This is a genomic window from Jatrophihabitans fulvus, assembly GCF_054781375.1.
In genome coordinates this window covers 1,667,689-1,684,062 of the sequence record NZ_BAAGUN010000001.1, presented here as the reverse complement: position 1 = coordinate 1,684,062, position 16,374 = coordinate 1,667,689, and the positions used below count along the sequence as shown (strand labels likewise).

The window sequence follows — 16,374 nt, the reverse complement described above, 5'->3', positions numbered from 1 at the left end:
CTTCCCGACTGAACCCCCGCGCGCGCCGCACCCGGTGCGCGCCCGATAACGCAAGGAGCTCGACGTGGCACGCGTCAAGCGGGCGGTCAACGCCCAGAAGAAGCGCCGGAGCACCCTCGAGGCGGCAGCGGGTTACCGCGGCCAGCGTTCGCGGCTGTACCGCAAGGCCAAGGAGCAGCTGCTCCACTCCTCGACCTACCAGTACCGCGACCGCAAGGCCCGCAAGGGCGACTTCCGGCAGCTGTGGATCACCCGCATCAACGCCGCGGCCCGCGCCAACGACATGACCTACAACCGCTTCGTGCAGGGTCTGCGCCTGGCCGGCGTCGAGACCGACCGCAAGGTCCTCGCCGACCTCGCGGTCAATGACCCCGCCGCGTTCACCGCGCTCGTCGAGGTCGCGCGCGCCGCGATCAAGGAAGAGGGCATCGGCGGCGCCGCTGCCCAGTCCCCGGCCGCCTGAGGCCCACGGGACTCCCGCTGCTCAGCAGCTCCAACGCCCGGCTCGCCGCCGCGCGCCGTCTCACCCGACGGTCCGCGCGGCGCGAGACCGGGCGTTTCCTCGCCGAGGGCGCGCAGGCCGTGCGCGAGGCGCTGGCCGCCGACGCCGTCCTCGAACTGTTCGCCACCGCGGACGCGATCGCGCGGAACCCCGAGCTCACCGACCGGGCGGACGAGATCTCCGACAAGGACGCCGTCGCGCTGTCCGAGACGGTCACGCCGCAGGGGCTCGTCGCCGTCTGCGCGCTGCCGCAACCGTCGCTCGGTGACGTGCTCTCCCGCGGGCCGCGGCTCCTGGTCGGTCTCGCCGAGCCGAACGATCCCGGCAACGTCGGGACGATCGTCCGCACCGCCGATGCCGCCGGCGCCGACGCGGTGGTCATCGACGGCGGTGTCGACGCGTTCAACGGCAAGGCCGTCCGCGCCAGCGCCGGCAGCATCTTCCACCTCCCGGTCGTCGACGCGTCGCTCGCGGACATCACCGGGTTGCGCGTCCTGGCGACGAGTGGCGAAGGCGCCCGCGACCTCGACGACCTCGCCGACGACGGCACCCTCGCCCGTCCGACCGCCTGGCTGTTCGGCACCGAGGCGCACGGCCTGCCGCGCGCCGTGCTCGATCGCGCCGACGAGACCGTCCGCATCCCCGTCCACGGACGGGCCGAGAGCCTCAATCTCGCCGCCGCGGCCGCGGTGTGCCTCTACGCCAGTGCGCGCGCGCAGCGGAGGTCCTGAATGGGCGTCGTCGCGGCGGTCGTGCTGATCGTCGGCCTGTTCGCCGTCGGGTTCGCGCTCAAGGCCTGGGTCGATGCACGCGGGCGCGCGAAGGCGGGGGCCGTCGGCGACCGACTGATGAGCGGCAAGGCCGCGAAGCACGTGGCCCTGCTCGAGCCGACCCTGCTCGTCCGGGCCGCACCCGCCACCGTGACCGAGCTGGTCGCTCCTGTGCTCGCCGACCACTCGCGGTGGGTGCTGTTCGATCCCGCCGATCCGCAGGCCGGGGAGCACGCCGCCTGGGCTTCCACCTCGTCGCTCACGCCGGCCCTGCCCCGGTTGGCCGTGCGGCCGTCGACCACGCCCGGGTGGTCCGAGTTCGGCGTGGTCGCCTACGCGTGGCGGTCTCGCTTCCCGCAGGGCGGCGGATTCGCCAAGAGGGTGACGCCGCGGTGCCGGGAGGCGCTGCGCTCGGCCGACCTGGAGGTCCGCGAGGTTCGGCGCGAGTTCACCGTCCCGCTCACCGGTCCGACGTCCGATGGTGTCCGGACGGCCCTGCCGTTGTCGGCCGCTGCGGGTGGCGCGGGCGGCACGGCCCTGGACGCGTCGTGACGGGCGCGGTCATGCGAGGCCCGCGCGCCGTCAGTGGTCCGCGGGTCCGCTCGCTCAACGTCGCCCTCGACCTGCGGGACGTGCCGTACAAGGACCGTCCGACCGGCATCGGCAAGGTGCCGACCGTCGCGCCCGTCGTCGTGCAGGATCCCGGTCCGAAGCGAGGCGGCAGCGGCAGCGGCATCACCGTCGACCGCGTCGGCGACCAGCGGCACCACGGCGGCAGCGACCAGGCCCTCTATGCCTTCGCGCGCGAGGTCCTCGACGAGTGGGAACAGCGGCTCGACCGGACGATTCCCGACGGCGGGTTCGGCGAGAACCTCACCACCGCGGAGGTGGCCGTGGACGACGCCCTGCTCGGCGAGCAGTGGCGCATCGGACCCGAGGTCGTGGTGCAGGTGACGTTGCCGCGCATCCCCTGCAACACCTTCCGTGGCTGGATGGGCATCCGCGGCTGGGCCAGGAGGTTCACCGAGGACGGCCGCAGCGGCGCCTACCTGCGCGTCGTGACGCCGGGCATCATCCGATACGGGGACGAGGTCGAGGTGCTCGCCCGCCCCGACCACGACATCACCGTGTCGCTGGCCTTCCGCGCCGTCATGGGCGACAAGCGCCTGCTGCCGCGCCTGTTCGAGGCGGGGCCGTATCTCGTCCACGACCTGCGCAAGACCGCCCTGCGCGGCTGACTAGTCCTCGAGCGACACCAGGATCCGCGTCAGTTCCCTGCGGTCCTTCGCGCTGAGCCGCGCGAACATCTCGTCGGTCTCGGCCATCCGCGCCTCCCGCACGCGCAGCATCGTCTCGCGACCGGCGTCGGTGGGGACGACGAGTGTCGCGCGCCGGTCGGACGGATCGGGCGTGCGCTCGACCAGGCCGCGCTCCTCCAGCGCGTCGACGACCTCGGTCGCCGAGCGCGGCGCGATGCCGAGCTTCTCGGCGAGCGCGCCCGGGCGCATCGCCCCCCGGCGCATCAACGTGCCGAGCGCGCGCGACTGGGCGGGAGAGAGGTCGAAGGGCGCGAGGGTCTGCTGCGTGCCGTGCCGCAACCGCCGCGCGACCGTCCAGAAGGCGTTGGTCAGCGCCTCGAGCTCGGCGTCCCGGTCGGTCACGGGAACAGACTAGCGCAGGTTGTTGTTGAGCCTCATTGTGAGGTAACCTCAGCATCATCCCGACCGAGAGGATCTGCCCTTGACCAGCCCCATGTTCGGCGGAGGTCGCCCCGGCGGCTCCGCCAAGAAGCCCACCGCCGCCGAGAAGGCCCAGGCCCGCGAGGTGTCCCTGCGCCGCATCGGCTCCCTGTTCGTCCCGTACCGCCGCCCGCTCGGTGTCGTCACCGCGATCATCGTGGTGTCGGCGGTGCTGGCGATGGCCTCGCCGTTCCTGCTGCGCGAGGTCATCGACGTCGCGCTGCCGCAGCGCGATCTCGTGCTGCTCGGCTGGCTCGCCGCCGGCATGGTCGCCGTCCCCGGCATCACCGCCGTGCTCGGCGTCGTCCAGACCTGGATCAGCACCCGCGTCGGCCAGCAGGTCATGCACACGCTGCGCACCGGAGTCTTCGCCCACCTGCAGCGCCAGTCCATGGCGTTCTTCACGCGTACCCGCACCGGTGAGGTGCAATCGCGCATCACCAACGACATCGGCGGCATGCAGTCGGTCGTCACGTCCACCGCGACCAGCATCGCGTCGAACCTGACCACCGTGATCGCCACCGGGGTCGCGATGGCGGCCCTGTCGTGGCAGCTGTCGCTCATCACGGTCGTCGTGATGCCGCCGGCCATCCTGCTCACCCGACGTGTCGCCCGCATGCGCCGCGCCATCACCGAACAGCGGCAGCGCGAGCTCGCCGACCTCAACGTCACCATCGACGAGGGCCTGTCCATCAGTGGCGTCCAGCTCGCCAAGACGATGGGCACGGGTCCCGCGCTGATCGAGCGCTTCACCGCGTCGTCCGCCCGGCTCATCGACCTCGAGCTGCGCTCCGAACTGGCCGGACGCTGGCGCATGGCCGTCATGCGCGTGCTGTTCGCGGCCATCCCGGCCGTCATCTACTTCGGCGCCGGACTGCCCGGCACCACCCTGTCGATCGGCACCGTGGTGGCGTTCACCGCGCTGCAGGGCAGCCTGTTCATGCCGCTCATGGGCCTGCTCGACGTGGGCGTCACCGTCACCAGTTCGCTCGCGCTGTTCGCCCGGATCTTCGAGTACCTCGACCTGCCCGTCGACGTCGCCGACCCGGCCGAACCGGTCACGATCGACACCGCGACCGCGCCGGGCCACGTCCGCTTCGAGTCCGTGACGTTCCACTACCCGGGCAGCGACACCGCCGCCGTCGCCGGCGTCGACCTCGACGTCCCCGCCGGCACCACCCTCGCACTCGTCGGCGAGACGGGGTCGGGCAAGAGCACGCTGGCCTCGCTCGTCGCCCGGCTGCACGACCCCACCGGCGGACGGATCACGATCGACGGCGTCGACCTGCGCGACCTGAGACTGGCGGACGTGGCCGAACTGGTCGGCGTCGTCAGCCAGGAGACCTACCTGCTGCACGCGACCGTCCGCGAGAACCTGCGCTACGCGAAGCCCGACGCGACGGACGAGCAGATCGTCGCGGCCGCGAAGGCCGCCCGGATCCACGACCTCGTCGCCGGGCTGCCCGAGGGTTACGACACGATGGTCGGCTCGCGCGGTCACCGGTTCTCCGGGGGCGAGAAGCAGCGCATCGCGATCGCGCGGACGCTGCTGCGCGACCCGCGGGTGCTCGTCCTCGACGAGGCCACCAGTGCGTTGGACAACGAGACCGAGCGTGCGGTGCAGCTCGCCTTCGACGAACTGTCCCGCGGACGCACGACGATCACCATCGCCCACCGCCTGTCGACCGTCCGCGATGCCGACCAGATCGCCGTCGTCGACCACGGCCGCGTCGTCGAGCGCGGCGACCACGACGCACTGCTCGCCCAGGACGGCCGCTACGCCGCCCTGAACGCGTGAACTAGGCTTACGGACGTGACCGCGACCTCGCCCCGCGCGCTGTTTGCCGCGCGGCTGGCGGCCGCCCTCCGTCCGCGCGCCTAGGCGGCATCGTCGTCGGCGCGCCCGTCCGCACCGACGAAGGAACGAGATGACGTCCCAGAACTTCGACCCGGTCGAGGTCGCCACCCTGCAGCCCGAGGCGATCGAGGCGAACGTCGCCGCCGCGCTCGAGGCGTTCGCGGCGGCCACCACCCTGGACGAGCTCAAGGCGGCCGGTCTCGCCCACACGGGCGACCGGTCGCCACTGGCGCTCGCGAACCGCGAGATCGGCGCCCTGCCCCCGGCGGCCCGCGCCGCCGCCGGCAAGCGCGTCGGCCCCGCCCGCGGTCAGGTCAAGCAGGCCCTCGCCGCCCGGCAGGCCGAGCTCGAGGCCGAGCGGGACGCGCGTGTGCTGGTCACCGAGTCCGTCGACGTGACCCTGCCGACGACCCGCGGTCTCGTCGGGGCGCGGCACCCGCTCACCCAGACGATGGAGCAGATCAGCGACGTCTTCCTCGCGATGGGCTGGGAGGTCGCCGAGGGTCCCGAGGCCGAGGGGTCCTGGTTCAACTTCGACGCCCTGAACACGCCGCGCGAACACCCCTCGCGCGAGCTGAGCGACACGTTCTACCTCGACTCGGCCGACTCGGGCGTCGTGCTGCGCACCCAGACGTCCCCGGTGCAGGTCCGCGCCATGCTCGAGCGCGACCTGCCGATCTACATCGTCTGCCCGGGCAAGACGTTCCGCACCGACGAGCTCGACGCCACGCACACGCCGGTGTTCCACCAGCTCGAGGGCCTCGCCGTCGACGAGGGCCTCACGCTGGCGCACCTCAAGGGCACGCTCGACCACATGGCGCGGGCCATGTTCGGCCCCGACATGACGACCCGGTTACGGCCCCACTACTTCCCGTTCACCGAGCCCAGCGCCGAGCTCGACCTGCTCTGCTTCGTCTGCAAGGGAGAGTCGGTCGACAATCCCGACCGACCGTGTCGCACCTGCAGCAGCGAGGGCTGGATCGAGTGGGGCGGCTCGGGCATGGTCGACCCGCGCGTGCTCGTCGCGTGCGGCATCGATCCCGAGCGCTACACGGGTTTCGCGTTCGGCATGGGCATCGAGCGCACGTTGATGTTCCGCAGCGGCGTCGCCGACATGCGCGACATCGTCGAGGGCGACGTGCGCTTCAGCGGCGCGTTCGGGGTGCAGTGATGACGAACGACTACTCGGGAGTGACGCAGTGAAGGCGCCCGTCAGCTGGCTGGCCGAGCACGTCGAGCTGCCCGCGGGCCTGACGCCGAGGCAGCTCGCCGACGCGTTGATCCGCGTCGGCCTCGAGGTCGAGTCCGTCGATTCGGCTGCGGAGGGGCTGTCGGGCCCGATCGTCGTCGGACGTGTCGTGTCCCTGGTCGAGGAGCCGCAGAAGAACGGCAAGGTCATCCGCTGGTGCCAGGTCGACGTCGGCGAGCAGGAGCCGCGCGGCATCGTGTGCGGTGCCCACAACTTCGCCGTGGGCGATCTCGTCGTCGTCTCGCTGCCCGGAGCGGTGCTGCCCGGCGGCTTCGCGATCAGCGCGCGCAAGACCTACGGCCACGTGTCGGACGGCATGATCTGCTCGGTCCGCGAGCTGGGCATCGGCGACGACCACGACGGCATCCTCGTGCTGCCGCCCGACGCCGCCGCGCCGGGCGCCGACCCGCTGCCCCTGCTCGGCCTCGACGACGCCGTGCTCGACGTCGCCGTCACCACCGACCGCGGCTACACGATGTCGATCCGCGGGCTCGCCCGCGAGGCGGCCGCCGCGCTCGGCGTGCCGTTCCACGACATCGCGCCCGAGCTGCCCGAGCCCGACGGCCGGGCTTACGACGTCGACATCGACCCCGGGTCGTGCCTGCGCTTCTCGGCACGAGCGGTCACGGGGCTCGATCCCACGGCGCCGTCGCCGGAGTGGATGCAGAACCGGTTGCGGCAGTGCGGCATCCGCGCCATCTCGCTCGCCGTCGACGTCACCAACTACGTGATGCTCGAGACCGGCCAGCCCCTGCACGCCTTCGACCGCGCGAAGCTCACGGGCGGCATCACCGTCCGCCGCGCGAGGGCGGGGGAGAAGCTGACGACCCTCGACGACCAGGTGCGCACCCTCGACGCCACCGACGTCGTCGTCGCCGACGACTCGGGCGCCGTCGCTCTTGCCGGTGTCATGGGCGGCGCGTCGACCGAGATCGGTGACGGCACGAGCGACGTCCTGCTCGAGGCCGCCACCTGGTACCCGGACGTCGTCGCGCGTACGGTCCGCCGCCACCGCCTGCCCAGCGAAGCCGCCCGCCGCTTCGAGCGCGGCGTCGACCCCGAGATCGCCGGCGTCGCGTTGCAGCGCTGTGTCGACCTGCTGGTCGAACACGGCGGCGCGAGCGCCGTCGAGGGTTTCACGGTCGTGGGCGAACCGCCGGCGCCCGCCGTGATCGAGCTGCCCGTCGGGCTCAGCGAACGGCTTGCCGGCATGCCGATCGACCGCGACACCGTCGTCGCGCACCTGCGTGCCGTCGGCTGCGCCGTCGAGGGGGACGACCCGCTGACGGTGCGCCCGCCAACCTGGCGCCCCGACCTGCTGCTCGGCGCCGACCTCGTCGAAGAGGTCGTCCGCCTCGTCGGGTACGACACGCTGCCGTCGGTGCTGCCCGCCGCGCCGGCCGGCCGCGGGCTGACGCCGCGGCAGCAGCTGCGTCGCGCGATCTCGCGCGCCACGGCGTCCGCCGGGTACACCGAGGTGCTCGCCTACCCGTTCGTGTCACCGACCGTCCACGACGCGTTCGGGCTCGACGCCGACGACCCGCGCCGTCACGCGGTCCGGCTGGTCAATCCGCTGTCCGACGACGAACCCGAGCTGCGCACCTCGGTGCTGCCCGGACTGCTCGGCGTCGCCGCGCGCAACCTCGGCCGCGGCGTCCGCGACCTCGCGATCACCGAGACCGGTTCGGTCTTCCTGCCCCGTGCCGGATCCTCGCCCGCGGAACTTCCGGGTATCGACCGGCGACCCACGGCCGCGCAGCTCGCCGCGCTCGACGCCGCACTGCCCGACCAGCCCACGCACATCGCGGCCGTGCTGTGCGGCTATGCCGAACCCGTCGGCTGGGACCACCCCGGACGGGTCGCCGGCTGGGCCGACGCGGTCGAGTTCGCCCGGGTGGTGGCCCGCGCCGCGCGCGTCGACGTCACGGTGCACGCCGCCGACCGCGCTCCGTGGCATCCCGGACGCTGCGCCGAGATCCGCCTCCCCGACGGCACCGTCCTCGGCCACGCCGGCGAGTTGCACCCGCGGGTGGTCGCAGCCCTCGGCCTGCCCGAGCGCACGTGCGCCGCCGAACTCGACCTCGACGCGCTACCGGTGCCGGCACCGGCGCAGGCTCCGGCCATCTCCGGCTACCCGCCGGTGCTGCTCGACGTCGCGCTCGTGCTCGCCGACCACGTCCCCGCCGCCGAGGTCGAGGCCACGGTCCGCGAGGCGGCCGGGCCGCTGCTCGAGACCGTCCGCCTGTTCGCGGTGTACGCCGACGCCGAACGCCTGGGCGACGGGCTGCGCTCGCTCACGTTCGCGCTGCGGTTCCGCGCCGCCGACCGCACGCTCACCGTCGAGGAGGCCACGGCAGCGCGCGACGCCGCCGTCGCCGCCGCGGTCGAGCGGCACGGCGCGCGCCTGCGCTGACTACCGCTTCGGCAGGACGACCGCGAGGTTCAGCACGCGGGTGATCTGGGTGGCGCCGAAGTTGTCGTCGCTGATCAGGGTGACGCCGGTCAGCCCGAGCGGTCCGCGCGCGGTGATCGCCATGCCCTCGTAGTTGTCGAGCAACGGGTTGGTCTGCGGCTGCTTCGCGGTCGCGCCGAGCGTCGGGCAACGCACGACGTCGGCGAGCAGGGTCTTGCGCAGCGCGCTGCCGGGGTCGCCCGAGAGGTTCGGCACGCGGGTGACGTCGGCGGCCCGCCGTAGGCCCGACACCGCGTAGAGCGACACCGCGTTGCCGGTGGCCGGGTCGTAGGACGCCTCCTCGACGATCAGCCGGTCGTCGTCCACCGCCGCGATCTCGGGGATGCGCTGCCCCGTCCGTGCCCGGTACGCGACCTGCTTCGTCAGCGTCCAGCCCTTCCCGGTGCGGGAGTAGACGAGGAAGCGGTGGAAGGTCGCGTCCCCGGACGGTGACACGTCGCCCGACAGCGCGCCCTCCATGCTCGCGACGAGGGTGCGGCCGGAGGGGGTGAGCGTGAGCCCTTCGAGCGTCGCGTTGCCGGTGGCCTCGCCGGCCGGCGCAACCCGGAACCGGGCCGGAACGGGCAGCGACGCGCGCTGCACGCCGTCCCGTCCGAAGATGCGGATGCTCGGTTCGGTTTCCGAACTGACCACGAACTCGCCGGACGGCAGAACGGCCAGACCCTCGTCGTCGGCCGTCATGCCGGTGTACGGCACGCCGTCGGCGTTCTTCAGCACCAACGGCGCGCCGACGATGCGCGGACGGGCCAGGTCGCGGAAGAACCAGATGCGCGACGGGTCGGTCTTGTTGTTGTCGACCGTCGAGGCCCACGCGCGCGTGCGGCGGTCGTACGCCAGGTCGGACAGTCCGCCGACCCGCACGCCGCCGACGTCCGCCTTGTCGAGGGCGTCGCTGTAGCCCAGCGCGGCCCCACGGGGCGGGCACGTGCCCGGTTGCGCGGCCGGGCGGGCACCGGCGGCGGGTGCGGTCGCGACCGCACCGGAGAGGACGAGCAGGGACACGGCGGCGACGGCACGCATGCGCATGCTTTCCGTCCTACCCCATTCCGGACGGATCCGACTCGTCGGGCTGACGACCGTCGGGTGACGGGGCGATGAGATCCCGTCCCACGTCGGACGGATCCGCGCAGCCCGCCAGCTCGAGCACCTCCGCGACCTCGGCGGTGTAGGCGGTCAGCAGGTCCGCGACTGCCTGCGCGCCGCCGGTGGCGAGTGCCCAGACGAGCGGACGGCCCACGAGCACCGCTCGGGCCCCGAGCGCGAGGGCGACGAGCACGTCGTGGCCGCTCCGCACGCCGCCGTCGACCAGCACCGGCGCTGCGCCGGCCACGTCGACCACGTCGGGCAGCGCCACCGCCGACGCCACCGCGCGGTCGAGCTGCCGCCCGCCGTGCGTGCTGACGACGAGCCCGGCCGCGCCGAGGTCGAGGGCGCGGCAGGCGTCGTCGGCGCGCAGCACACCCTTGACGATCACGGGCAGGCCGGTCAGCCGCATCAGCCGTGCGATGTCGTCCCGGCGGACGGGCCGTTGCTCGGCGCCGGGCGGAAGCGGCCGCAGCCGTCCCTGCCGGGCCTTCGACGCCACGCGCGGGGTGTCGACGGTGAGCACGACCGCGGTCGCGCCGGCGGCCGCGGCCCGCACCGCGAGCTCGTTGCCGACGGCCTCGTCGACGGTGACGTAGTGCTGGTGCCACCACGGGCCGGTCCGGCACGCGCCGATGTCCTCCGGTGTCCGGTCGCTGCGGGCCGAGGTCACCAGCAGGTGTCCCGCGGCGCCGGCGGCCGTCGCGCACTCGCCGTCCGGGTGAACGAGCTGCTGATAGCCGACGGGCGCGACGGCGACGGGCGAGGGCAGGGCATGCCCCAGCAGGTCGACCGCGGTGGACGGCGCGGGTGCGTCGCGCAACACGCGTGGCCGCAGGCGGTGTCGTGCCCAGGCGGCGGGCTCGTCGCCCAGCGTGGTCTCCGTGCCCGACCCGCCGGCCACGTAGTCGACGACCTCGGCCGGCAGCCCGGCGCGGGCCGCGTCCTCGCACCGGCGGACGAGCTGGGCAACGGTCACGGGCGCATAATGCCCGCACCCGGTCATGTATGAAATTGCAGCATCATGCATAATTCTGCGCATGGGACATCGGGTCGCCGTCGCCGGCGCCAGTGGCTACGCCGGTGGCGAGGTGTTGCGCCTCGTCGCCGGTCATCCGGACCTCGAGCTCGCCGTCGTCACCGCGCACGGCAACGCCGGGCAGCGCGTGGGAGACGTGCACCCGCACCTGCCCACGATCGCCGACCTGCGATTCGCGGAGACCGGGGCGGACGCGCTCGCGGCGGCCGATCTCGTGTTCCTCGCCCTGCCGCACGGCGCGGCCGCGGGCCTCGCGGCCGAACTCCCGGACCGGACGCGGATCGTCGACCTCGGGTCCGATCACCGGCTCGTCGACGCCGAGGCACATGCTGCCTACTACGGCGGCCCACAGGCTCCCGCCTGGACGTACGGTCTCCCCGAGCTCCCGGGCGCCCGTGACCGCATCGCTGCCTCGGCCCGCGTCGCCAACACCGGCTGTCACGCCGTCGCCGCCATCCTGGCCATCGCGCCGCTCGTCGCCGCCGGCGTCGCCGAGGCGGACGACGTCGTGGTCACGTCGTCGTCGGGCACGTCCGGCGCCGGGCGCTCGGCGGCGGTCAACCTGCTCGGCAGTGAGGTCATGGGCGACCTGACCGCCTACAAGGTGGGCGCCCACCGACACGTGCCCGAGATCAAGCAGGCAACCGGCGTCCGGTCGCTCACCTTCGTGCCCACCCTGGCCCCCATGCCGCGCGGAATCCTGAGCGTCGCCGCGCTGAAGCCGGTAGGAAAAGCGAACCCGCGCGAAATCCTTGCCGCCGCGTACGCCGACGACCCGTTCGTGCACGTCCTGCCCGAGGGGCAGCAGCCGCGCACCTCCGCCACGCTCGGGTCGAACAGCGCGCACCTGCAGGCCACCCTCGACCGCGACAGCGGACGCATCCTGGTCACCAGCGCCATCGACAACCTGGGCAAGGGGGCCGCCGGGCAGGCCGTCCAGCTCGCCAACCTCATGCTCGGTCTCGACGAGACCGCGGGCCTGCCGGTGAACGGGGTGGCCCCGTGAGCGTCACCACGCCGAAGGGCTTCCGCGCCGCCGGAGTGGCCGCCGGTCTCAAGCAGTCGGGCGCGCCCGACGTCGCGGTCGTCGTCAACGACGGACCGTCCGACGCCGCCGCGGGGGTGTTCACGTCCAACCGGTTCCAGGCCGCGCCCGTCGTGTGGTCGCAGCAGGTCGTCCGCGACGGACGCGTCCGCGCGGTCGTCCTCAACTCCGGCGGCGCCAACGCGTGCACCGGGCCGGACGGGTTCGCCGACACCCACCGCACCGCCGAGCACGCGGCTGCGCGGCTCGACGTCAGTGCCGCCGACGTCGCCGTGTGCTCCACGGGCCTGATCGGAGAGCGCCTGCCCATGGACAAGCTGCTCGACGGCGTCGACCGTGCTGTCGACGCCCTCGGACCCGACGGTGACTCCGCCGCCGAGGCGATCCGCACCACCGACACGCGTGCCAAGACCGCCACGGCGCCCGGCGACGGCTGGACCGTCGGTGGCATGGCCAAGGGAGCCGGCATGCTCGCGCCGGCCATGGCCACCATGCTCTGCGTTGTCACCACCGACGCCGTCGCCGACGCCACCGTGCTCGAGCGCGTGCTGCGCGCGGCCGTGCGCCGCAGCTTCGACCGCATCGACTCGGACGGCTGCATGTCGACCAACGACACCGTGTTGCTGCTCGCCTCGGGCGCCAGCGGGATGACTCCCGACGAGGACACCCTGGCCGCCGCGGTCGAAAAGGTGTGCCGCGATCTCACGCTGCAGCTGCTCGCCGACGCCGAGGGGGCCTCCAAGGAGATCACCATCGACGTCCGCAACGCGGCGTCCGAGGACGACGCGTTCGCCGTCGGACGCGCCATCGCCCGCAGCAACCTGCTGAAGTGCGCCCTCTACGGCAACGATCCCAACTGGGGACGCGTGCTGGCGGCCGCCGGCACCACCGACGCCGCCTTCGAGCCCGACCGCGTCGACGTCGCGATCAACGGCGTGCAGATCTGCCGCGGCGGCGCCGCCGGTGACCCGCGCGAAATCGTCGACCTGTCACCGCGGGCCGTCCGCATCGAGGTCGACCTGCACGCCGGCGACGCCGGCACCGTCGTCTGGACCAACGACCTCACCCACGACTACGTCGAAGAGAACTCGGCCTACAGCACATGACCACCACGGATGCCGAATCCCGGTTGCGCGCGCAGGAGCAGGCGGCGACGCTCGTCGACGCCCTGCCCTGGCTGGCCCGCTTCCACGACAAGGTCATCGTCGTCAAGTACGGCGGCAACGCGATGACCAGCCCCGAGTTGCAGCAGGCGTTCGCCGAGGACGTCATGTTCCTGCGCTACGCCGGTCTCAAGCCGGTGATCGTGCACGGCGGCGGTCCGCAGATCACGCAGCACCTCGACCGGCTGGGCATCGTGTCCGAGTTCAAGGGCGGGCTGCGCGTCACCACGCCCGAGATGGTGCGGGTCGTGCGCATGGTGCTGACCGGTGACGTGAACGCCGAGATCGTGAATCTGCTCAACGACCACGGCAACTTCGCCATCGGGCTGTCGGGCGAGGACGCGAGCCTGCTGACCGCGCAGCGCCGGGGGGTCGAGATCGACGGCGAGACCGTCGACATCGGCCAGGTGGGCGACGTCGTCGCCGTCGACACGTCCGCCATGGACGCGCTCATCGACGCCGGCCGCATCCCCGTCATCGCCACGGTCGCGCGCGGCGTCGACGGCCTGACCTACAACGTCAACGCCGACACCGCCGCCGCAGCCATCGCCGTCGGCCTCGGCGCCGAGAAGCTCATCGTGCTCACCGACGTCGAGGGGCTGTACGCCGACTGGCCGAACAGCACCGAGATCGTCCGCGAGATCGACACGACCGCCCTCGCGCACCTGCTCCCGTCCCTGGCCAGCGGCATGGTCCCCAAGATGGAGGCGTGCCTGCGCGCCGTGCAGGGCGGCGTCCCGCGCGCCACCGTGCTCGACGGCCGCGTCGAGCACGCCCTGCTGCTCGAGATCTTCACCAGTCAGGGCGTGGGCACGATGGTCGTGCCGGCGACGGAAGGGGACGACGCGTGAGCCACACGGATCGCTGGAACGCGGTGATGATGCCGAACTACGGCACCCCGCCCGTCGCGCTCGAGCGCGGCGAGGGCGTCCGCGTCTGGGACGCCGACGGCACCGAGTACCTCGACTTCGTCGCGGGCATCGCGGTCAGCTCGCTGGGTCACGCCCACCCCGCGATCGTCGAGGCGGTCAGTGCGCAGGTGGCGCGGCTCGCCCACACGTCCAACCTCGTCATGCACGAGCCGGGGCTCGCGCTCGCCGAGCGTCTGGTCGAGAAGCTCGGCCTCCCGGCCCGCGTCTTCTTCGCCAACAGCGGCGCCGAGGCCAACGAGGCCGCACTCAAGCTCGCGCGCCGGCACCGTCCCGGCGGTGCGATCGTCGCGTGCCACGCGTCCTTCCACGGCCGCACCCTCGGTGCGCTCGCGGTCACCGGCAACGCCGCGAAGCGCGAGCCGTTCGCGCCGCTGCCGGGACCGGTGACGTTCGTCGACTACGGCGACGTCGTCGCGCTGCGTGGGGCCGTCACGGACGACACCGCCGCCGTCATCGTCGAACCGACGCTGGGCGAGGGCGGCGTCGTCCCGCCGCCGGCCGGCTACCTCGCGGCCGTGCGTGACATCTGCGACGCCACCGGCGCGCTGATGATCGTCGACGAGGTGCAGAGCGGCATCGGGCGCACCGGACACTGGTTCGCCAGTCAGGCCGAGGGTGTCCGTCCCGACGTCGTCACGCTGGCCAAGGGCCTGGGCGGCGGCCTGCCCATCGGCGCCTGCATCGGCATCGGCGCCGCGGGCGAACTGTTCCGCCCCGGAGACCACGGCAGCACCTTCGGGGGCAACCCGGTGTCCTGCGCCGCCGCCCTCGCCGTGCTCGCCACCATCGAGGCCGACGGCCTGCTCGACCACGTGAAGAGCGTCGGCGAGCACCTCGCGGCACGGCTCGACGCCCTCGACTCACCGCTGGTCGACCACACCCGCGGCAGCGGACTGTGGCGTGCGGTCGCCCTCACCGGCGAGCACGCGGCCGCCGTCGAGACGGCGGCGCGCGGCCACGGCCTGCTCGTCAACGCCGTCCGGCCCGACGCGCTGCGGCTCGCGCCGCCGCTGATCGTCACCGAGGCCGAGGTCGACGCCGCCGTCGACCGCCTCGCCGCCGCCCTCTCGGAGGCCCCGCATGCCTAGACACTTCCTGCGCGACGACGACCTGTCGCCCGACGAGCTCGTCACGGTGCTCGACCTCGCCGACGCCATGAAGGCCGACCGGTACGCGCACCGTCCGCTCGACGGACCGCGCTCGGTCGCGCTCATCTTCGACAAGCAGACGCTGCGCACGCAGCTGTCCTTCTCCGTCGGTGTCTCGGAACTCGGCGGGCAGCCCGTGGTCGTCGACGGTCGTCTCGCCGGCATCGGCGAGCGCGAGTCCGTCGAGGACGTCACCCGCGTCATCTCCCGCCAGGTCGCCGCGATCGTCTGGCGCACGTACGGCCAGGACCGCCTCGAGACCATGGCCTCGATCAGCCCCGTCCCGGTCGTGAATGCGCTGACGGACGCCTTCCACCCGTGCCAGATCCTCGCCGACCTGCAGACGATCCGTGAGCACAAGAAGCGTCTCGCCGGTCTGACCTTCGCCTACCTCGGTGACGCCGCGAACAACATGGCGAACTCGTACCTGCTCGGTGGCGCCGCGGCGGGCCTGCACGTCCGCGTCGCCGGACCCGACGGCTACCTTCCCGACCCCGCGATCGTCGACACGGCCGAGCGCATCGCGAAGGACACCGGCGGCAGCGTGACGGTCACCTCCGACCCGCACGCGGCCCTCGACGGCGCCGACGTGCTCGCCACCGACACCTGGGTGTCGATGGGCATGGAGGACGAGAAGGCCGACCGGCAGGCGCCGTTCCGCCCCTTCGCGCTCGACGCCGATGCGGTCGGACGGGCGGCGCCCGACGCGATCGTGTTGCACTGCCTCCCGGCCTACCGCGGCAGCGAGATCTCGGCCGACGTCATCGACGGCCCGCAGAGCGTGGTGTGGGACGAGGCGGAGAACCGGCTGCACGCGCAGAAGGCGCTGCTGGCCTTCCTGCTGGACAACAGCTGATGGCCGCACCGCGACAGCTCGCCACCCGGGCCGCGCGGCACGCGCGCATCGTCGAGGTGCTCGCGCGGCAACCCGTCCGCTCGCAGGCCGAGCTCGCGGCGCTGCTGGACTCCGCCGGTCTGCACGTCACGCAGGCCACGCTGTCGCGGGATCTCGACGAGCTGGGCGCGGTGAAACTGCGTCCGGCCGACGGTGGCCTGCCGGCGTACGTCGTGCCCGAGGACGGGTCACCGATCACGTCCCGCACCGCGGACGACGCCACCCCGCACCGGCTCGCGCGCATGGTGGGCGACCTCATGACGAGTGTCGAGGTGAGCGCGAACCTCGTCGTGGTGCGCACCCCGCCGGGCGGCGCGCACTTCCTCGCGTCGGCTCTCGACCGCGCCGGCCTGCCCGACGTCATCGGCACGATCGCCGGGGATGACACGATCCTGATCGTCACGCGCGATCCCCTCGGCGGACGCGCCCTGGCCGACCACCTGCTGAATCTCCCGCACACGATCTGAAGGACATCCTC

16 protein-coding genes are annotated in these 16,374 nt (G+C 73.2%); 13 read left to right on the top strand and 3 right to left on the bottom strand.

Going from position 1 to position 16,374, the window contains the following annotated elements; all coding sequences use genetic code 11:
• The first annotated feature begins 64 nt into the window (after positions 1 to 64).
• Genes rplT through ACYVP9_RS08175 form a run of 4 tightly spaced genes read left to right on the top strand, consistent with a single transcriptional unit; the run spans position 65 to position 2,510 of the window.
• Positions 65 to 463 (top strand): 50S ribosomal protein L20, encoded by a 399-nt coding sequence (gene rplT / locus ACYVP9_RS08190; protein ID WP_460604198.1) that lies wholly within the window; start codon positions 65 to 67, stop codon positions 461 to 463.
• Complete coding sequence (locus tag ACYVP9_RS08185) at positions 460 to 1,233, top strand: TrmH family RNA methyltransferase (protein WP_460604329.1); 774 nt, start codon at positions 460 to 462, stop codon at positions 1,231 to 1,233. Before rplT ends, ACYVP9_RS08185 begins: the two co-directional genes overlap by 4 nt.
• Entirely contained in the window at positions 1,234 to 1,824 is a 591-nt protein-coding gene (locus tag ACYVP9_RS08180) for a hypothetical protein (RefSeq protein ID WP_460604197.1), read from the top strand.
• 11 nt (positions 1,825 to 1,835) lie between these two features.
• On the top strand, positions 1,836 to 2,510 hold the full coding sequence (locus ACYVP9_RS08175) for an MOSC domain-containing protein (protein ID WP_460604196.1): 675 nt from the start codon (positions 1,836 to 1,838) through the stop codon (positions 2,508 to 2,510).
• On the opposite strand, the gene ACYVP9_RS08170 is transcribed toward ACYVP9_RS08175, so the two are convergent.
• The gene (locus ACYVP9_RS08170; protein ID WP_460604195.1) at positions 2,511 to 2,933 is read right to left on the bottom strand and encodes a MarR family winged helix-turn-helix transcriptional regulator; all 423 of its coding nucleotides are present in this window, start codon (positions 2,931 to 2,933) and stop codon (positions 2,511 to 2,513) included.
• Between the two features lie 91 nt (positions 2,934 to 3,024).
• Between ACYVP9_RS08170 and ACYVP9_RS08165 the strand changes: the two genes are divergently transcribed.
• The 3 genes from ACYVP9_RS08165 (at position 3,025) to pheT (ending at position 8,531) form a co-directional block, all read left to right on the top strand.
• A complete protein-coding gene (locus ACYVP9_RS08165) occupies positions 3,025 to 4,809 on the top strand; it encodes an ABC transporter ATP-binding protein (protein ID WP_460604328.1) in 1,785 nt (594 codons plus the stop codon).
• 130 nt (positions 4,810 to 4,939) lie between these two features.
• Positions 4,940 to 6,040, top strand: coding sequence for a phenylalanine--tRNA ligase subunit alpha (pheS, locus tag ACYVP9_RS08160; RefSeq protein ID WP_460604194.1), 1,101 nt, complete (start codon positions 4,940 to 4,942; stop codon positions 6,038 to 6,040).
• 28 nt (positions 6,041 to 6,068) lie between these two features.
• Positions 6,069 to 8,531, top strand: coding sequence for a phenylalanine--tRNA ligase subunit beta (pheT, locus tag ACYVP9_RS08155; protein ID WP_460604193.1), 2,463 nt, complete (start codon positions 6,069 to 6,071; stop codon positions 8,529 to 8,531).
• On the opposite strand, the gene ACYVP9_RS08150 is transcribed toward pheT, so the two are convergent.
• Both ACYVP9_RS08150 and ACYVP9_RS08145 read right to left on the bottom strand, forming a co-directional pair.
• The gene (locus tag ACYVP9_RS08150) at positions 8,532 to 9,617 is read right to left on the bottom strand and encodes an esterase-like activity of phytase family protein (RefSeq protein ID WP_460604192.1); all 1,086 of its coding nucleotides are present in this window, start codon (positions 9,615 to 9,617) and stop codon (positions 8,532 to 8,534) included.
• A gap of 10 nt (positions 9,618 to 9,627) precedes the next feature.
• The gene (locus ACYVP9_RS08145; protein ID WP_460604191.1) at positions 9,628 to 10,653 is read right to left on the bottom strand and encodes an alpha-hydroxy-acid oxidizing protein; all 1,026 of its coding nucleotides are present in this window, start codon (positions 10,651 to 10,653) and stop codon (positions 9,628 to 9,630) included.
• Between the two features lie 61 nt (positions 10,654 to 10,714).
• On the opposite strand from ACYVP9_RS08145, the gene argC reads away from it, so the two are divergent.
• Genes argC through ACYVP9_RS08115 form a run of 6 tightly spaced genes read left to right on the top strand, consistent with a single transcriptional unit; the run spans position 10,715 to position 16,363 of the window.
• Positions 10,715 to 11,719 carry an N-acetyl-gamma-glutamyl-phosphate reductase gene (gene argC / locus ACYVP9_RS08140; protein ID WP_460604190.1) on the top strand — a complete coding sequence of 335 codons (1,005 nt, stop codon included), beginning with the start codon at positions 10,715 to 10,717 and terminating at the stop codon, positions 11,717 to 11,719.
• Complete coding sequence (gene argJ / locus ACYVP9_RS08135; protein WP_460604189.1) at positions 11,716 to 12,864, top strand: bifunctional glutamate N-acetyltransferase/amino-acid acetyltransferase; 1,149 nt, start codon at positions 11,716 to 11,718, stop codon at positions 12,862 to 12,864. Before argC ends, argJ begins: the two co-directional genes overlap by 4 nt.
• Positions 12,861 to 13,772, top strand: a complete 912-nt coding sequence (gene argB / locus ACYVP9_RS08130; protein ID WP_460604188.1) for an acetylglutamate kinase — start codon at positions 12,861 to 12,863, stop codon at positions 13,770 to 13,772. Before argJ ends, argB begins: the two co-directional genes overlap by 4 nt.
• On the top strand, positions 13,769 to 14,941 hold the full coding sequence (locus tag ACYVP9_RS08125) for an aspartate aminotransferase family protein (protein WP_460604187.1): 1,173 nt from the start codon (positions 13,769 to 13,771) through the stop codon (positions 14,939 to 14,941). The genes argB and ACYVP9_RS08125 overlap by 4 nt, the downstream gene beginning before the upstream one ends.
• On the top strand, positions 14,934 to 15,857 hold the full coding sequence (gene argF, locus ACYVP9_RS08120; RefSeq protein ID WP_460604186.1) for an ornithine carbamoyltransferase: 924 nt from the start codon (positions 14,934 to 14,936) through the stop codon (positions 15,855 to 15,857). The genes ACYVP9_RS08125 and argF overlap by 8 nt, the downstream gene beginning before the upstream one ends.
• Complete coding sequence (locus tag ACYVP9_RS08115; RefSeq protein ID WP_460604185.1) at positions 15,857 to 16,363, top strand: arginine repressor; 507 nt, start codon at positions 15,857 to 15,859, stop codon at positions 16,361 to 16,363. The genes argF and ACYVP9_RS08115 overlap by 1 nt, the downstream gene beginning before the upstream one ends.
• The last annotated feature ends 11 nt before the right edge of the window (positions 16,364 to 16,374 follow it).

Excerpts from the sequence above, each read along its gene's own strand:
- ACYVP9_RS08180 (WP_460604197.1), top strand. The coding sequence starts at position 1,234 with ATGGGCGTCGTCGCGGCGGTCGTGCTGATCGTCGGCCTGTTCGCCGTC.
- ACYVP9_RS08150 (WP_460604192.1), bottom strand. The coding sequence starts at position 9,617 with ATGCGCATGCGTGCCGTCGCCGCCGTGTCCCTGCTCGTCCTCTCCGGT.
- ACYVP9_RS08165 (WP_460604328.1), top strand. The coding sequence starts at position 3,025 with ATGTTCGGCGGAGGTCGCCCCGGCGGCTCCGCCAAGAAGCCCACCGCC.
- ACYVP9_RS08115 (WP_460604185.1), top strand. The coding sequence starts at position 15,857 with ATGGCCGCACCGCGACAGCTCGCCACCCGGGCCGCGCGGCACGCGCGC.
- ACYVP9_RS08175 (WP_460604196.1), top strand. The coding sequence starts at position 1,836 with ATGCGAGGCCCGCGCGCCGTCAGTGGTCCGCGGGTCCGCTCGCTCAAC.
- argF (WP_460604186.1), top strand. The coding sequence starts at position 14,934 with ATGCCTAGACACTTCCTGCGCGACGACGACCTGTCGCCCGACGAGCTC.
- argB (WP_460604188.1), top strand. The coding sequence starts at position 12,861 with ATGACCACCACGGATGCCGAATCCCGGTTGCGCGCGCAGGAGCAGGCG.
- pheS (WP_460604194.1), top strand. The coding sequence starts at position 4,940 with ATGACGTCCCAGAACTTCGACCCGGTCGAGGTCGCCACCCTGCAGCCC.
- argC (WP_460604190.1), top strand. The coding sequence starts at position 10,715 with ATGGGACATCGGGTCGCCGTCGCCGGCGCCAGTGGCTACGCCGGTGGC.